The 14979-nt window shown below is 65.6% G+C and carries 25 protein-coding genes; 24 read left to right on the top strand and 1 reads right to left on the bottom strand.

Features of this window, described 5'->3' with window-relative positions; genetic code table 11:
* The first annotated feature begins 64 nt into the window (after positions 1-64).
* The 20 genes from MBENS4_RS09030 to MBENS4_RS08940 all read left to right on the top strand — a co-directional run bounded on the left by MBENS4_RS09030 (position 65) and on the right by MBENS4_RS08940 (position 12542).
* Positions 65-751, top strand: a complete 687-nt coding sequence (locus tag MBENS4_RS09030; protein WP_052322137.1) for a glycoside hydrolase family 108 protein — start codon at positions 65-67, stop codon at positions 749-751.
* Positions 748-1392: a hypothetical protein gene (locus MBENS4_RS09025; protein ID WP_039390262.1), complete on the top strand. Its 645-nt coding sequence runs from the start codon at positions 748-750 to the stop codon at positions 1390-1392. Before MBENS4_RS09030 ends, MBENS4_RS09025 begins: the two co-directional genes overlap by 4 nt.
* Positions 1389-1829 carry a hypothetical protein gene (locus tag MBENS4_RS09020; protein WP_039390260.1) on the top strand — a complete coding sequence of 147 codons (441 nt, stop codon included), beginning with the start codon at positions 1389-1391 and terminating at the stop codon, positions 1827-1829. Before MBENS4_RS09025 ends, MBENS4_RS09020 begins: the two co-directional genes overlap by 4 nt.
* Positions 1829-2176 carry a hypothetical protein gene (locus MBENS4_RS09015; RefSeq protein WP_039390257.1) on the top strand — a complete coding sequence of 116 codons (348 nt, stop codon included), beginning with the start codon at positions 1829-1831 and terminating at the stop codon, positions 2174-2176. The genes MBENS4_RS09020 and MBENS4_RS09015 overlap by 1 nt, the downstream gene beginning before the upstream one ends.
* Positions 2173-2472, top strand: coding sequence for a VpaChn25_0724 family phage protein (locus tag MBENS4_RS09010; RefSeq protein ID WP_039390255.1), 300 nt, complete (start codon positions 2173-2175; stop codon positions 2470-2472). The genes MBENS4_RS09015 and MBENS4_RS09010 overlap by 4 nt, the downstream gene beginning before the upstream one ends.
* A complete protein-coding gene (locus MBENS4_RS09005) occupies positions 2472-3056 on the top strand; it encodes a phage protein Gp27 family protein (protein WP_039390252.1) in 585 nt (194 codons plus the stop codon). The genes MBENS4_RS09010 and MBENS4_RS09005 overlap by 1 nt, the downstream gene beginning before the upstream one ends.
* Positions 3053-3310: a hypothetical protein gene (locus MBENS4_RS09000; protein ID WP_039390250.1), complete on the top strand. Its 258-nt coding sequence runs from the start codon at positions 3053-3055 to the stop codon at positions 3308-3310. The genes MBENS4_RS09005 and MBENS4_RS09000 overlap by 4 nt, the downstream gene beginning before the upstream one ends.
* Positions 3307-4941 (top strand): hypothetical protein, encoded by a 1635-nt coding sequence (locus tag MBENS4_RS08995; protein WP_052322136.1) that lies wholly within the window; start codon positions 3307-3309, stop codon positions 4939-4941. The genes MBENS4_RS09000 and MBENS4_RS08995 overlap by 4 nt, the downstream gene beginning before the upstream one ends.
* On the top strand, positions 4938-7043 hold the full coding sequence (locus tag MBENS4_RS08990; RefSeq protein WP_039390248.1) for a phage portal protein: 2106 nt from the start codon (positions 4938-4940) through the stop codon (positions 7041-7043). Before MBENS4_RS08995 ends, MBENS4_RS08990 begins: the two co-directional genes overlap by 4 nt.
* A 4-nt stretch (positions 7044-7047) precedes the next feature.
* A complete protein-coding gene (locus MBENS4_RS08985) occupies positions 7048-7761 on the top strand; it encodes an HK97 family phage prohead protease (protein WP_052322135.1) in 714 nt (237 codons plus the stop codon).
* Between the two features lie 363 nt (positions 7762-8124).
* Positions 8125-9228 (top strand): phage major capsid protein, encoded by a 1104-nt coding sequence (locus MBENS4_RS08980; protein WP_206778140.1) that lies wholly within the window; start codon positions 8125-8127, stop codon positions 9226-9228.
* Positions 9152-9427, top strand: a complete 276-nt coding sequence (locus tag MBENS4_RS26105) for a hypothetical protein (protein ID WP_199904360.1) — start codon at positions 9152-9154, stop codon at positions 9425-9427. The genes MBENS4_RS08980 and MBENS4_RS26105 overlap by 77 nt, the downstream gene beginning before the upstream one ends.
* 86 nt (positions 9428-9513) lie before the next feature.
* Entirely contained in the window at positions 9514-9780 is a 267-nt protein-coding gene (locus tag MBENS4_RS08975) for a hypothetical protein (protein WP_039390245.1), read from the top strand.
* Between the two features lie 24 nt (positions 9781-9804).
* The gene (locus tag MBENS4_RS08970) at positions 9805-10242 is read left to right on the top strand and encodes a hypothetical protein (RefSeq protein ID WP_039390244.1); all 438 of its coding nucleotides are present in this window, start codon (positions 9805-9807) and stop codon (positions 10240-10242) included.
* A gap of 3 nt (positions 10243-10245) precedes the next feature.
* On the top strand, positions 10246-10812 hold the full coding sequence (locus MBENS4_RS08965; protein WP_039390243.1) for a hypothetical protein: 567 nt from the start codon (positions 10246-10248) through the stop codon (positions 10810-10812).
* Positions 10809-11159, top strand: a complete 351-nt coding sequence (locus tag MBENS4_RS08960; RefSeq protein ID WP_039390241.1) for a hypothetical protein — start codon at positions 10809-10811, stop codon at positions 11157-11159. Before MBENS4_RS08965 ends, MBENS4_RS08960 begins: the two co-directional genes overlap by 4 nt.
* Positions 11149-11280, top strand: a complete 132-nt coding sequence (locus MBENS4_RS27165; RefSeq protein ID WP_255352644.1) for a hypothetical protein — start codon at positions 11149-11151, stop codon at positions 11278-11280. The genes MBENS4_RS08960 and MBENS4_RS27165 overlap by 11 nt, the downstream gene beginning before the upstream one ends.
* A 250-nt stretch (positions 11281-11530) precedes the next feature.
* Positions 11531-11746: a hypothetical protein gene (locus tag MBENS4_RS08950; RefSeq protein ID WP_039390239.1), complete on the top strand. Its 216-nt coding sequence runs from the start codon at positions 11531-11533 to the stop codon at positions 11744-11746.
* Positions 11743-12024: a hypothetical protein gene (locus tag MBENS4_RS08945; protein WP_052322134.1), complete on the top strand. Its 282-nt coding sequence runs from the start codon at positions 11743-11745 to the stop codon at positions 12022-12024. The genes MBENS4_RS08950 and MBENS4_RS08945 overlap by 4 nt, the downstream gene beginning before the upstream one ends.
* Complete coding sequence (locus MBENS4_RS08940; RefSeq protein WP_039390238.1) at positions 12018-12542, top strand: fatty acid desaturase CarF family protein; 525 nt, start codon at positions 12018-12020, stop codon at positions 12540-12542. The genes MBENS4_RS08945 and MBENS4_RS08940 overlap by 7 nt, the downstream gene beginning before the upstream one ends.
* Positions 12543-12560: 18 nt before the next feature.
* On the opposite strand, the gene MBENS4_RS08935 is transcribed toward MBENS4_RS08940, so the two are convergent.
* Positions 12561-12860, bottom strand: coding sequence for a hypothetical protein (locus MBENS4_RS08935; RefSeq protein WP_039390237.1), 300 nt, complete (start codon positions 12858-12860; stop codon positions 12561-12563).
* 87 nt (positions 12861-12947) lie between these two features.
* On the opposite strand from MBENS4_RS08935, the gene MBENS4_RS08930 reads away from it, so the two are divergent.
* Genes MBENS4_RS08930 through MBENS4_RS08915 form a run of 4 tightly spaced genes read left to right on the top strand, consistent with a single transcriptional unit; the run spans position 12948 to position 14902 of the window.
* The gene (locus tag MBENS4_RS08930) at positions 12948-13295 is read left to right on the top strand and encodes a hypothetical protein (RefSeq protein ID WP_039390235.1); all 348 of its coding nucleotides are present in this window, start codon (positions 12948-12950) and stop codon (positions 13293-13295) included.
* The gene (locus MBENS4_RS08925) at positions 13295-13870 is read left to right on the top strand and encodes a hypothetical protein (protein WP_052322133.1); all 576 of its coding nucleotides are present in this window, start codon (positions 13295-13297) and stop codon (positions 13868-13870) included. The genes MBENS4_RS08930 and MBENS4_RS08925 overlap by 1 nt, the downstream gene beginning before the upstream one ends.
* Positions 13863-14291, top strand: a complete 429-nt coding sequence (locus MBENS4_RS08920; RefSeq protein WP_039390231.1) for a hypothetical protein — start codon at positions 13863-13865, stop codon at positions 14289-14291. Before MBENS4_RS08925 ends, MBENS4_RS08920 begins: the two co-directional genes overlap by 8 nt.
* 11 nt (positions 14292-14302) lie before the next feature.
* Positions 14303-14902, top strand: a complete 600-nt coding sequence (locus MBENS4_RS08915; RefSeq protein WP_039390229.1) for a hypothetical protein — start codon at positions 14303-14305, stop codon at positions 14900-14902.
* Positions 14903-14979 lie beyond the last annotated feature (77 nt).

Here is a 14979-nt window from a genome sequence, read left to right as displayed (position 1 = left end):
TCACCGCGCCCACGGACATGCGTCCGGGGCGCTTGGCGCGGTCTCAACCGCCACAAGCAGCGGCATGAGCAACGCCGCAACTCCTCCCCCGTCCGGTCAGGACGACATCGAAATTATCGTGCGCGCCTATTCGGTTCGCTTCGGCGTTGCCGTGCGCAAGCTGCTGCGGATCGAGGGCGGCTTTGTCGACGACAAGCTCGACCGGGGCGGCGCGACCAAATACGGAATATCGCTGCGCTTCCTGGCATCGGAAGGTGCGTTCGACGATGACGGCGACGGCAAGGCCGACTTCGATCTGGACATGGATGGCGATGTCACGATTGACGACATCCGCCTTCTGACCGTGAGCGGCGCGGTCTATCTCTACCACCGTTGCTTCTGGCAGGCCCTGCAGTGCGAGCGCTTTCCCGCACCGATCGGTGAAATGCTGTTCGACCAGGGCGTGAATGGCGGGCGCGGATCAGCCGTGAAGCTGCTGCAGCGCGCCATCAATCAGTGCCTGATGGAGGCACGGGCTAAGATGGGGGCGAAAGACGCGCCCGCCATGCTCAAGGTCGATGGTGGCCTTGGCGATCTGACCCGGACCGCGCTTGGCTGGGTTCTGCGCTATCCCTCGCTGGGCCGTGATGCGCTGGTGCCCGCGTTCCGCGCGGCCGCGCGCGAGCGGTACCGCGATATCGTGACACGCTACCCTTCGCAGCAGCGCTTCCTGAAGGGCTGGCTGGCCCGGGCGGACGAGCTGGGCCGTTGAGCCGCCTTCGTGCCCTTCTGGCCCTGGTGCCCGGGCTTGGCCCGCTTCGCGCCGCTGTAGGTGGGATCTGGCGTGCATGCTGGGCCGTCTTCGCCTGGATCTTTGCAGACTGGCGGCATGCGGCGCTGTTCGTGCTCGCCCTGGAAAGCCTCCACGCGAATGTCTTCGAGATCCCGGGCCTTCGCGGCGAGCTGGCCGAGGCCCGCGCGGACGAGACCAGAGCGCGCGAACGCGCCGAGGCCGCCGAGGCGACGGTTTCCAATCTGCAGGACGCTGCGCGCCAGGCCGAGGCCACGCAGGAAAGCAATCTTCGACGGGTCGCCGCCGAGCGGGCCGCGAAGGACCAGGAGGCGCTTCATGACTACCAGGATCGTATTGCCGCTTTGCGCGCTCGCCATGAGCGCCTGCAGTCCCAGGCCGCCGCAGCCGCTGCCCGCGTACCCGGCGCAGCTGACGTGTCCTCCAGCCTGGGAAGCGCCCGAGGAGCTGCTGAAGCGCCCGACGATACTGGACTTCCTCCCGTCCTCGTCTGCGAGCCGATGAACCTTCACGAGCGCCTGATCGCGAGCGAGCAGGCCGAGCAGCTCAACGCCCTGATCGACGCGGTCGAGGGGCAGGCCGCGATAAGGACCAATCCGTGATCGACCATCCCTTCCAGCACCTGGCGAGCTTTTACGGGCCGTGGTCGGCTTCGCTGGCCGCTGCCGTGATGCAGGACGCGCAGGTGGCCGCCCCTCTGCTGACGATCCAGTTCGACGGGATGGCAATCCCTGTTGTCCAGGTCGTGCTGGCTGCGGCCGGGGTTCTGCTGGCGCGGCCGCTGGCCCCGAAGCAGGAGCGGTCGCAGGGCACACTGCGGTTCCTGCTGGTGAGCGCGATCATGCTGATCGTTGCGGTCACCTGGGCGGCCCAGGCGCAGCCAGGCCCGCTGTTCGCCTTCGTCGTTGCCATCGGCCTTGGCTTCTCCGGCTACTCGCTGATCGAGCTGGCCGGCCGCGAAATCGAAAACATGATCAAGGCCATCTTCGCGTCGGTGACGGGCGCGATCGGGTCGCGCAATTCCGGGGATGATCTCTAATGGAAATCTGGCTGCAGTGGGCGATCATCGCCTTCATCGTTCTGGCGATCGGATACGTGGTGTTCCGGGGCGGTGCCGCGAACCCGGAAGGCACCGGGCACCTGGGCCGGAAGGTCAACGAGATCTCCAAGAACATGAACACGCTGAGCGGGCGCGTGGGCTATCTCGAGGCGGACCTCGACGAGATGAAGCGCGAGGTCGCCACCATCAAGGACATCGAGCGGATCGAGGAGCGGATCGCCACCGTGCGCGCCGAACTTGGCGGGCATCGCGAGCTTTCCCAGCGCACGAACCATTCCGTCGACCGCATCGAACGCATGCTTATTGAAAGGGGCCTTGGCAAATGAGTGGGCTGGCTGGCGTAATTGCCGAAGATGCACGGCTGCAGATCCTGCGCGAACTGGAGCGACAGGCGGATGGCCGCCTCAACGATCTGCTGATCCGGCGCACGCTGGATATCTATGGCATCCGCCGCGACCGCGACTGGATCAAGACACAGCTGCGCAAGCTGGAGCAGCTGGGGGCGATCGAGCTTTCCCCGGCCGGTGAGCTGCTGGTTGCCAAGCTGACGCGCGAGGGCCGCGATCACCTGGAAGAGCGCAGCGTGATCGCGGGTATCTCGCGGCCTGCGGATGTCGACTGATGGCGGGCGCGACCTCGAACCGGCGTGAAGGGCGCGGACGGCTTTCCTCGATCGACCTTCTGCCCGACGAGGCAGAACCGGACGTGGTCTGGGCGCTCGAGCAGCTGCGTGAGCGCAACCTGCCCCAGACGGCGATCCTGGCCGAGTTCAACGAACGCCTGGCCGATCGCGGCCTGGAGCCCATCTCGAAGTCCGCCTGGAGCCGCTTTGCCGTGCGCAAGGCGATCCAGTTCCGCAAGCTGGATGAAGTCCAGCGCATGTCGGGCGAACTGGTGACGTCGCTTGGCACGGAAGGGCCCGACCAGGTCACCGTGGCGGTGGCCGAGATGCTGAAGCTGGCGATGTTCCAGATGCTCGAGGATGGCGAGGTGACCACCAAGGGCATCATGGAGATGAGCCGAGCGCTGCAATCGGCGGTCAATGCGCAGAAGGGATCGGACGAATACCGCCGTCAGCTCGAGCGCCGTGTCTCCGAGCAGATGGAGAAGGCCGCCGACCGCGCCGAAGGGTTCGCACGCGAGGCCGGGCTTCCGGCCGATCGCATCGCGCAGATGCGCCGCGAGTTCCTGGGCGTGAAGTCATGAGCCGCCTGCCCGATCGTCCGCGCGGTGTGCGCAAGTACTGGAAACGCGAGATCCCCGACCTTTGCGAGATCGGCGTCTATCTGCGCGAGCAGCTGATCGGCCTTGCCGATGACTGGGGCGATCCGGTGGAGGCGGTGCGCTTCTCCCATGGTTTCAAGGTGCGGCGTGTCGAGGCGATCTATGCCAACGGCAAGCACGTGTCGCTGAGCCGACACGGCGCGGGCCACATGGTGTTTCGGGTGAAGCCGCTGTGAGCGTGGCCGAGCGCGATACCTTGCCCACGGCGGACCAGGCCCCGCCGCGTTCGCCCGTGGACGAGCTGGTGTTGGGCGAACTTCCGCCCGAGGACTTGGACCCGCTGGCCGATGGCATCCTGATGGAGCACCAGAAGGCCTGGATCGCGGATCAGTCCGACCTGAAGCTGGGTGAGAAAGGGCGGCGGACCGGCATCACGTTTGCCGAGGCGCTGGATACGACCCTGATCGGCGCTGCCGCCAAATCGGCCGGTGGGCAGAACAGCTATTACATCGGCGACACCAAGGACAAGGGCCTGGAGTTCATCTCGGTCTGTGCGCGCTTTGCCAAGGCGGTGGCCAAGGAACTTGTCCAGGTGCACGAGTTCCTGTTCGACGATGTCCAAGGCGATGGCAGCACCAAGCAGATCGCGGCCTATCGCATCCGCTTTGCTTCGGGCAACGAGATCGTCGCGCTGTCGAGCAACCCGGCCAATATTCGCGGTCTTCAGGGCCGCGTGATCATCGATGAGGCGGCGTTCCACCGCAATGTCGCGGCCGTGATCGATGCCTGCAACGCCATGCTGATCTGGGGCGGCGTGATCCGGATCATCTCCACGCACAACGGCGCGCTCAACCCCTTCAACGAGCTGATCAAGGACACTCGCGAGGGCAACTACGACTATTCCATCCACCACGTGACCTTCGACGACGCGGTGGCGAACGGGCTTTACGAACGTGTCTGCCTGATGCGGGGATGGACGCCGACGAGCACCGGCAAGGAAGAGTGGTATCGCAAGATCCGGCGCTCCTACGGCAGCCGGGTCGATGCGATGCGCGAGGAACTGGATGCCATCCCGCGCGAGGGCGAAGGCGTTCTCCTGCCGCTGGCCTGGATCGAGGCGTGCAGCACAAGCGAGTACAAGGTGCTGCGCTGGAGCCCGCCCCATGAGAACTTCGTGCGCATGCCCGAAGCTGCACGGCGCGGCGAAATGTACGATTGGCTGCAGCGCAATGTGCAGCCGATCATCCAGCGCTACGCCAATCAGGGCCTGACCTGGTTCAACGGCGGTGACTTCGCCATGCGCCAGGACCGCAGTTCGTACCCTTTCGGCTTTGTCGGCGAGGATCTGAAGCGCCACGTGCCCTTCATTGTGGAACTGCGCCAGTGCCCTTACGATCAGCAGAAGCAGGCGCTGTTCTGGGTGGTCGAGCAGCTTGGGTTGATCGGGACCTATGGCGGCGGCGTGCTGGATGCCAACGGCAACGGCATGGTGCTGGCCCAGGAGGCCGCGCAGAAGTTCGGGGCCGAGCGCATCGTCGAGCTGATGCCTTCGCCCGTCTGGCAACGCGAAACCGGGCCACGGTTCCGCGCCGCGTTCGAAGACGGCACCATCCTGATCCCGGCCGACCTCGACACCCGCAACGACCTTCGCCAGCTGGTCAACGCAGGCGGCGTCCCCAAGCTGCCCGCACATGTGCGCAACGAGGGGACGGACGGCGGCAAGCGCCACGGCGACAACGCCATTGGCCTTTGGAATTTCCATGCCGCCAGCATGCGCGATGCCGGTGCGCCCTGGCGTCCGCTCAACGACGCGCCCAGCACGGCCCGGCCGCGCGATCCCCTTTACGATGACTGGATACCGGCATGAATTGGTTCACCAAGGGCTTTTCCAAGGCGATGAACGCGATGCGCCATGTGGCGCGCGTGCCGTTCTTTGGCCAGCTACTGAAGCGCACTCGGTTCGACTATCGCAAGGAAATCGGCGACTGTCTGGATGCCTCTGTCGTCACCGCTCCGGCGCTGTGGATCGCCCGGGCTTTGCCCGAGGCCGTGCTGGAGGTGGAGCGTAAGGACGCGCAGGGAAATCCTGCGCCGATGCCGGATCACGCGATGGTCAAACTGATCCAGACGCCCAACCCGTTCTATGGCGACATCGCGCTGTGGATGGCGACGGTGGTGATGTTCTGCATCACGGGCAACGCCTACTGGATGATCATCCGGAACAAGGCTGGCATCCCGATCGAGCTGTGGTTCGTGCCCAGCTGGCTGATGGAACCCAAGTGGCCCGAAGGCGGCGAGGTCTATATCTCGCACTATGAGTACAGCCCAGGCGGCACAGAACCGATCAAGGTTCCGCCCGAGGACGTGGTGCATTTCCGGTACGGCATCAATCCGCGCAACACGCGCCTTGGCATGTCCCCGCTTGACGGCGTGATCCGCGAGATCTTCGTCGACCTGGAAAGCTCCAACTTCGTTGCCTCGCTCCTGCGCAACATGGGTGTGCCAGGTGTGGTGATCAGCCCCAAGGGCGGCGCGATGCCTGCGGGCGAGGACGTGGAAGCGACCAAGGCGTGGTTCAAGCAGGCCTTCGGCGGAGACAATCGCGGAGGCCCCCTGGTGATGGGCGCGCCGACCGACGTGCAGCCCTACGGTTTCAATCCGCAGCAGATGAATATGAGCGAGGGGCGCGACGTGGCCGAAGAGCGCGTCTGCGCGTGCCTGGGCATCCCGGCCGCCGTCGTGGGCTTCGGCGCAGGGCTGCAGCAGACCAAGGTGGGCGCGACCATGGAAGAGCTGCGCAAGCTGGCCTGGAACAACGGCGTATCGCCGATCGCACGCATGTTCGCCGACGAGCTGCAGCGTTCGCTGGTGGGCCAGTTCGGCAAGGCCGATGGACAGAAGGTGGGCTGGGACACCAGCGGCGTCGTCGCCCTTCAGGAGGATGAGGACAAGAAGGTCGAGCGCTGGAACAAGAAGCTGGCGAGCGGTGCCTACACCGTTTTCGAGTACCGCGTTGGCCTGGGCGACAATGCCGACGACAGCCACAAATTCTATCTGCGGCCGATCAGTTCGATCGAGGTCCCCGAGGGTGCGCCCATGCGTATTCCCGCCGCGCAGGAAGCCGAACCGACCCGCGCATTGCCCGCACCAGGTAAAGCCAAAGCGGAAGGCCGTGCGAGCGAGGCGGCCATGGAGCGCGGTGTCGCCTACGCCCGCATGCTCGAGCGGCAGGCAGGTGGCCATGAGACGGCGTTCGAGCAGGCGCTTACGGGCTTCTTTGCCCGGTTGCGCGAGGATGCCGCGGCCAAGGCGCTTCCGCTTCTTGAGCAGGATCCGACCATCAAGGACGCGAAGGCGACCCAAGGTAAGACCCGCCGCGAAAAGGCGGACGAACTGCTGATCGCCATGATCCTGGAGAGCCTGGGCATCGCGCGTTGGGACGCGGAACTGCGCCAGCAGTACGAGGCGCAGTATGCCGAGGTCGCGCGGTCGGTGTCCCAGGCGGCGAGTGAGGCAGGCCTGGGCGCATCGCTGCCCGATGTGGTTGCCCGTTCGATCGTGGCGGCCGGTGGCCGGCGTGCCGGACTGATCGACCTGGAGGGGCAGAGCCGCGATGCGCTGTTCAAGGCGCTGGCGCAGGGCCGCGCGGAAGGTGAAGGCGCGACCCAGCTGGCCAATCGCATCGCCGACATGGTGGAGGCCGGGCCCAACGATACGCCCCAGACCCGGGCACGCCGGATCGCGCGTACCGAAACCAAGTACGCGCAGAACATCTCCACCATCGAACGCGCGCGGGCGGCAGGTGTCACCAGCCTGATCATCTACGACGGCCGCCTTGGCCCCGGCCGATCCGTTCCCAGCCACATTGCCCGCAACGGTTCGATCGCCACGATCGCCGAGGCCCTGACCATGGCCGACGAAGAGCATCCCAACGGCACGCTGAGCTTCGCGCCCAATTTCGAGGAGTAGACCAATGAACGTGAAGTCGCTGACGATCGAGAAGATGGACGAGGCCGGGACCGGCCGCGCCCGCATCGCGCAGCTTTCCGCCGTGGACAGCGATGGCGACACCTACGCGCCCGGCGCGTTTTCGTGGGGCCAGGGCGGTGGCCAGTGGTGCCAGATCCTGCCTGCGCACAACCGCAAGGCCATGCCGCTGGGCAAGGCCTGGATCTACGAGGAGAACGACTGGGCCGTTGCGGATCTGCATCTCAACCTCAACACCCAGGCGGGCAAGGACTGGCACGAGACGCTGAAGTTCGACCTGGCCAAGGGCAATCCAGTGCAGGAGTGGAGCTATGGCTACGATGTCCTGGACGCCGACTACCAGCAGCGCGAGGGGCGCCACGTCCAGGTGCTCAAGAAACTGGGCGTGGATGAAATCTCGCCAGTCATTCGCGGGGCGGGCGTTGGCACCGGCACGCTTTCGATCAAGTCGGCCGAACTGAAGGCGGCGAACTTCGCACCGCTGATCGCGAACCTTGCCGAGATGGCCGAGGCGATCGGCGAGGATACCTCGCTTCTCTCGAAGACCGGCCTCAAGCAGCTGGGCGAGATTCACGTCTCGCTGGGCAAGGCCCTGGAGAAAGCTGCGACGACCGATCCCAAGGCCGAGCATGAAATCCAGGCCGCCCTTGGCGGGTGGCTTGCGTGGCAATCGCGGGGTCATCTTCCCGCTTCGGATTGAATATGCCGAAATTCCCGTCAGGACGCCTCAGGAGCGTTCTGACGGGACAATCCCTCACCTTGATGGGTGACCTTGCTTCTTAGGGCTTCTTAAGCGGCATTTCAGGGCGTTTGTGGCCCTGCTTTCTTCCCCCAATTGCAGCTGGACGCCACGTGGTGGTTGTCATCGGCTCATCGCATCGGCTAGACCGTGCCCCGCGCCTCCGAGTTCGGACGCGCCCTTCCCGACATCGCGAGACCTCCCGCTCGGACAGCCGTCCGGGGCGCATGGCCTGAGCGCCTGCTTCCATATGGCCCGACACTTTGAGCGTCACTCAGGCAATTGGGCAAGGGAGCAATCGGCATGCCGGTAGCGGAATTGAATTTGAAGCAGACCCGCGAGAAAATGGCGGTGAAGCAGCAGGAGCTGGGCAAGGTCTTCGAGGAAGCCCTGGTCAGCAGCGACAGCGGTCAGAAGCAGTACGACTTCAACAAGGTCACGTGCCTTGGCGACGGCGTGAAGGGTTCGGTCGCGGTGGCCAAGCGCGTTCAGGAGATGAACGCCGAGCTGAACGAGCTGGGCGAGCATGCCGATACGCTGGACGCCGCCGAGAAGGCCGCTGGCCAGCATGCTGATCGCGAGAAGGCCGCAAGCCAGTTCCGCCACTCCGGTTCGGGCGGCGGCAATCAGGGCCGTCCGCAGATCAAGTCGCTGGGCGAGCTGGTCGCGTGCGAGAAGGCGTACCAGGACTGGGCCGCGCGCGGTGCGCCCGATGGCATCTCCTTCAGCTTCGACGATGCCTGGGCTTCGGACCTTCTCGCCAAGGGCGCGCAGTACGACACGCTGGGCACCAAGACGCTGTTCGAGACCAGTGCCGGCTACGCCCCCGAAAGCATGCGCATGCCCGGCTTCGTCGATGCCGTCACGCGTCCGCTTCAGCTGCTCGACATCATCCCGATGTTCCGCACCGGCGAAAGCAGCATCAAGTTCATGCAGGAAACCACCCGCACCCACGCGGCGGCCGAAACGGCCGAGGGCGGTGCCTACGCGGAATCGACCTTTGCCTTCACCGAGCAGGAATCGCCGGTGCGCAAGATCACCGACAGCGTGCCGGTGACCGACGAGCAGCTCGAAGACGCGCCGATGATGAGCGGCTACATCAACAACCGTCTGACCTTCGGCATCCGCCAGCGGCTCGACGGGCAGTGCCTGATCGGCAACGGCACGGCGCCCAACCTGCGCGGCCTGAAGAACACGGTCGGCATCCAGACCCAGGCCAAGGGCACGGACCCTGTTCCCGATGCCTTCTTCAAGGCCATGACCAAGATCCGCCTGGTCGGCCGCGCGATCCCGACGCACCATGTCATGCACCCGACCGACTGGCAGGGCGTGCGTCTGCTCAAGACGGCCGATGGCGTCTATATCTGGGGCAGCCCGAGCGAGGCCGGTCCCGAACGCCTTTGGGGCCTTCCCTGTCGTCCAGGCTGACGCCGATGCGGCCGGTACGGGCTATGTCGGCTCGTTCCAGCCCGCCTGGCTGAGCCTGTTCGAGAAGAAGGGCGTCGACATCCAGATCGGCTACGTCGGCAGTCAGTTCGCCGAGGGTAAGCGCACCGTGCGCGGCGACATGCGCGCGGCCCTGGTGTTCTTCCGCCCGGCTGCATTCAGTTCGGTCACCGGCCTCTGATCCCGGCGGGGTGACGCAAAGTCGCCGGGCGAAGGCGCGCATCTTCGCCCGGCGCATCTTTCCCCTTCATCCGAAAGGCCCAGACGATGCCGACCATCTCCGGTCTGTCCGTTCCCATCGCGACCGCCATCATCCCGGGCGGTGCCTCCGGCGAGCATGCCGTGCCGGGCAACCTCACGCCCGACTGCGCGCTGCTCAGCGTTCTTCATGTCTCCGAGGGCGCACCGCCCAGCGTGGAGGCCGACCTCACCAGCGAATTTTCGATCACGGCCGGTGCATCCGGGACGATCGAGAACACGACCACGGACACGACCGGGGATTTCCTGATCGTGACCTGGGCGCTGGCCGAATGATCCTCTTTCCAAGGGAGTGTTTCCATGTTCGCTACTGAGCGCCTGTTCCTCACCGCCGACCGCACCCAGCTCGTGGGTGAAGGTCACAAGCTTGGTGCCACGTTGTACGCCGCGCCCGGCGACGAGATCCCCGACGAGGCAGCCAAGAAGTTCGGCCTGGTCGAGGGAGCCCTGCCCAAGGCGAAAGGCAAGTCCGAGGCCGAAAAGGCCGCCGAGGCGGAAGCTGCCAAGGCCGCTGCCGAGGAAAAGGCCAGCAAGGCTGCCGAGGCGAAAGCCGCCCGGGTGAAAGCGACGGCCGAGGCCAAGGCGAAAAAGACGGCTGCGAACAAGGAACGCGCCCCTGCCAAGGACAAGGAAGCCCCGGGCGATGCCGACAAGGGCAAAGCGGGCGCGGCCAAGCCGTCCGGCGATGGCCAGGACAAGGCCACCGGCGACACCTCGAGCGGCGACGAGGGGCAGTAAGCCATGGCGCTGATCGACCGGATCAAGGAACGCACCGGCAGCGATCTGTCGGACACCGAACTGCAGGACATGATCGACGCGATCACGGCCGACATGGATGCGCGTTTCGGTCCGGTCGGCGAATTCACGGTCGAGCTTGGCGATCCGACCGATCCCAGCTCGCGCTATCTGCGCACGTTGAAGCTGCCCCGGCCGGTCGATCCGGCTGAGCCGCTGACCGTCACCGAGATCGAGCCCGGCAACAGCGGCGATGCCTCGGCCGCGATCACGCTCGAGGCGGCGGACTATCGGCTGCTTCACGGTGGGCGGACGCTTCAGCGCCTGGTCACCGGGCCCAATGGGCGCAACTACTGGGCGCCGATGGTAAGCGTGACCTTCACGCCGCTGGGCGAGCAGGCCGCGCGTGACGAGGCGACGATCAAGCTGATGCAGCTGGACCTGTCCTATCGCGGTGGCCTCAAGAGCGAGGAAGCCGGGGACTACAAGTACACGCTTGCCACCAACATGGCCGACGAGCGTGAGGCCATCTTCGCAGGGCTCGCGCAGCGGCGCGGGTTGGTGATGGCTTGAAAGCCGTCGTCGCCATCGACTTTGCATGCAACGACCCTGCGGACGGGTCCTTCAATGGCCGCGCGGGATCGGCTTGCTACAACCTGCATGATGCCGAGATCGAGGCGCCGAATTTTCATGGCTATGCCTTCGCCGAAGTCGAGGGCGGAATTCGCATCCATGGCCGGGACTTCCCTGTCACCGCGTGCAAGCACTGGGTCGGGAACTGGTGCTGGAACCGCTACTACCTGAGGCGCGAGGACGCCAAGGCGCTCCTTCGCCATCTGCGCCGGCACCGCTGGCGCATGACCTGCGCGCCATCGCACCTCTACGCCTGGTTCAACAGGGAGCCGGTGCATGGCCGATGATTTCCCCGTTCTCGATCCGCAGTCCTGCGAATGGTGCGGCGGCGACTTCCTCCCTGACGACACGACGGGCGATGCCTGCGCGGAGTGCGCCGAGGATCTATCTCGAGGAGATGAAGACTGATGTTCAGATTTGGCGGACTTGTTGCAGCGCTCCTGGGGCAGGCCCTCGCGTTCTCGCCGATCGGGCAGGACATCATGGCCCCGACGCTCGAGGCCCCGGCACGGCCGAGCCGCAAGAAGCGTGTTCGCACGGCTTCACTTTCGCCGGAGAAGCTGCGCCGCAGCCGGGGCCCTGGTGCGAAGCCGAAGCGTCGATCGAACCGCCTGCACGTCGCCCGGCGCGCGCGGCGCCGGAACCGGAGGAAGGCGGCATGAGCGAAAACAAGCTCACCATCGATCCTGCAGACTTCGATCGCGCGGTGCTGGCCATGTGCAGTCTATGCGATGCCATGAAGCGCCTTGAGCGCTTCGTTAGCACCGCGGGCTTCGGCCTGGCCGAGGTCGAGGAAGTCGCGGCGAGGAGGCAATCCGCCGAGCGATTGCTCGAGAGGATTTCGCACAACCGTGCAGGGAGTGCAGTGCGATGATCCCCAAGCGCCATCCCGACACCACGCGCTGGCTGGGCGCTCCCAAGGGATGGGAGCCAGCCACGCACGGCTCTTGCAGCCATCTCGCAGTGACCGACATCGAGACGCCCTCGGGCCCGGCGATGCGGTCGCGCTGGGAGCCTACGCCGGGTGAACTGGCGATCCTCAATGCAGGGGGATCGGTCGAGCTGCAGATTCTGGGCTGTATGCATCCGCCTGTCAGCATCGTGGCGGTGCCCGCCGAAGGCAGCAAGCCGGAGGCGCAGGTGGCATGCTGACGATCTGGATCCTTTCCCAGGTGCTGACCGGCATCCTGTTCGCCGATTTCCTGACCGGTGTCGTGCATTGGCTGCAGGATCGCTTTGGACGTGAAAGCTGGCCGGTGCTTGGCCGCCTGGTGGTCGCGCCCAACCGGCGCCATCACGACGAGCCGCTGGCGTTCACCCGTGACAGCTTTGCCTCGCGCAATTCCACCGCGTTCGCAGCGGCGACGCTTCTGGCGCTGGTCCTGTTGGGCATCCTGGGGCCATCGCTGTGGCTGTTGACCGCATGGCTGGTCGGGGCGTTTTCGAACGAGCTGCACTTCTGGGCCCATCGGCCCGATCGTGCGCCCGGTGTGGTGCTGCTTTGCCAATCGGTGGGCCTGCTCCAGTCGCGCGCGCACCATGCGCGCCACCACGCTTCGCCCAACCGCACCTGCTATTGCATCGTGACCGAGTGGCTCAATCCGCTGCTCGATCGCGTGGGGTTCTGGAGCAAGCTGGAAGCGGCGGTTCCGGCGCGGTGGCTGGTATGACGCCGCGCCGGGACACCCTTATTCCGGATCGAGATGGAACGGCGGGAACGGCTTGGGCTCCATCTCTTCGAGCAACTCGGGAAGAGTGTGCTCTTGCAGATAGGCAGCTGAGAGAGCGAGGCACCGTTGAGCCTCGTCTACAGCTCGTTGCAGAAGCTCTTCGACAGGAGAGGCTATGTCGAACTTGAACCGTACCTTCAGTCGGGAAGCCTGGGCTACGCCGATGTCACCAATCTGTTCCGCTGTGGCGACGACGACTTCTGCCAGCCAAACGCTGTTGCCGATGGGCTGTAAGGCCTCGATCGAGAATCTTTCCATGTTCGAATCACTCCGTATTTCCAGCTTGGGTGTTTTTGGTACTCCGCCTGCTGAGGTACGACTACGGACGCCAGGAAGAACCCGCCCATGATCTCCGGCCGTCTCACCATGCGCGCAGTCGTGGAGCGCAGGACAGCAACCGACAAGGACGCCTGGGGCGCGCCGATCGGCGGCGTCTTCACGCCTGTCGGGGAGCCTGTCGCGTGCTTCATCTGGTCCAAGCAGTCGCGTGAGCTGGTCGACGGCGCGAAGATTGCGCTGATCGAAGACGTGCGCGGGCTGTTTGCCTTGGGCGCGGATCTGCAGGCGGGTGATGAGATCGCATCGGTGACCGACCGCAAGGGCACGGTGCTGATCGCGGGCCGCCTCAAGGTGGAAGGGCCGCCCCAGTTCAAGCACAACCACATCGAAGCCGCGCTTCAGAGGATCGGGTGATGGCGGGCGGGATCTCCAAATCGCTGACCTGGAAGGGCAATGCGGTGAAGGCGCGGATGAAGGCGGCGCAGCGCGAAGGCGTGAACCGGACGATGGCTGGCGCGGTGCGCCATGCTCGCGACAATCACAACTGGGATAACCAGACCGGCGTCCTCGAGGGCGGTATCGGCATCGTCACCTTCGCGTATGAGGACGAGAATGGTGTCACCGGCGTCTGGGGCGTCCAGGACGTGGCCTACGCCCGCATTCGCGAGCTGGGTGGCACGATCACGCCGAAGAAGGCGAAGTTCCTGGCCATTCCGATTTCAGATGCCGCGCGCCGTGCGGGCAGCCCGCGCCAGATGGCAAACCTTGCCTATGTCCAATCGGTCAAAGGCCAGCCCATGCTGGTCGATGCGGACAGCGGCGACGTGCATTACCTGCTGCGCAAGCGCGTGGTTGTTCATGCAGATCCGTATCTGCGCCCGGCCGCCGACGCGATCTATCCGCAGCTGACCGAAAACATCCGCAAGGCCTGGGAGAAGCACAAGCCGACGCAGGGCGGCGGTTCGAGCGAGGGGGGCGAGGATGCCTGATGTTGTGGCGGCAATCGTGGCGCTGCTTCTGGCCGACGCGGATGTGGCTGCCCAGGTGGGCGCACGCGGTTTTGGCGGTGAGCTGCCAGCAGACGAGACGGCATCGATGCCGCGCAAGGCCTTCGTCGTGCGCGCTTCGGGTGGGGCATCGCTGACAGGCGGCAGCTTTGCCGAGGTGGATGCGCAGCGCCTGGACGTGTTCACGTTCGGGGCCACGCCCGCCGAGGCTGGCGCGCTGAGCGATCTGATCTCTCTCAAACTGCGCCGGGTGGAGCGGACCGTGTCCGCGCAGACGCTGATCCACTGGGTGAAGAGCGCCGGGGGATATTCATCGGGGCGCGAGCCTGTGACCGAGTGGCCGCGCACCTTCCGTTCGTTTCAAGTCTTGCACGCGCTGGGCCCGGTTCCAGGCGTTAACTGAGGAGTAGTACCATGGAACCTTATGAGATCGTCGGGCAGCCGCTGACGCTGTGGCTGGCCCCCATCGGCACCGCCTTTCCGCTGGTGGATGCCGATCCGGCCGGTGACTGGAAGCTGGTGGGCACGAGCGGGACACGCAGCCAGAACGAAGACGGCGTCACGGTCCAGCACCAGCAGACCATCACCAAGGCCCGCCCGGGCGGCGCGACGGGCCCTGTGAAGGCCTTCCGCACCGAGGAAGAACTGATGTTCGGCCTGACGCTGTGGGACGTGACGCTGGAGCAGTATCTGCTGGCGCTCAATTCCAACGAGCTGACCACGACGGCGGCGGGTTCGGGCACGGCCGGTTACAAGCAGCTGGGGCTTAGCCGCGGCAAGGAAGTGGCGACCTACGCACTGCTGGCGCGGGGCGTTTCGCCCTATGGCGATGGTATGGTGGCGCAGTACCAGGTGCCGCGCTGCTACCAGTCGGCGAGCCCGTCGGTCGTGTATCAGAAGGGCACGCCAGCGGGTGTGGCGCTGGAGTGGACCTCGCTGGAAGACCTGAACGCGGCAAGCGAGGATCTGCGCTTTGGCGCCATGGTCTTCCAGCACCAGGCGGCGCTGCCCTAAGTTCGGGAGGCTGGCGCCAGGCGCGCGTGACGATTGCGCCAGGCGCTGCGATAGCGTAAGGGGTGCGGGCGAGCTAG

Source organism: Novosphingobium sp. MBES04 (assembly GCF_000813185.1).
GTDB lineage: Bacteria > Pseudomonadota > Alphaproteobacteria > Sphingomonadales > Sphingomonadaceae > Novosphingobium > Novosphingobium decolorationis.
Note: the sequence above shows the minus strand (reverse complement) of the source record. Positions and strands in the feature narration are given on the sequence as shown.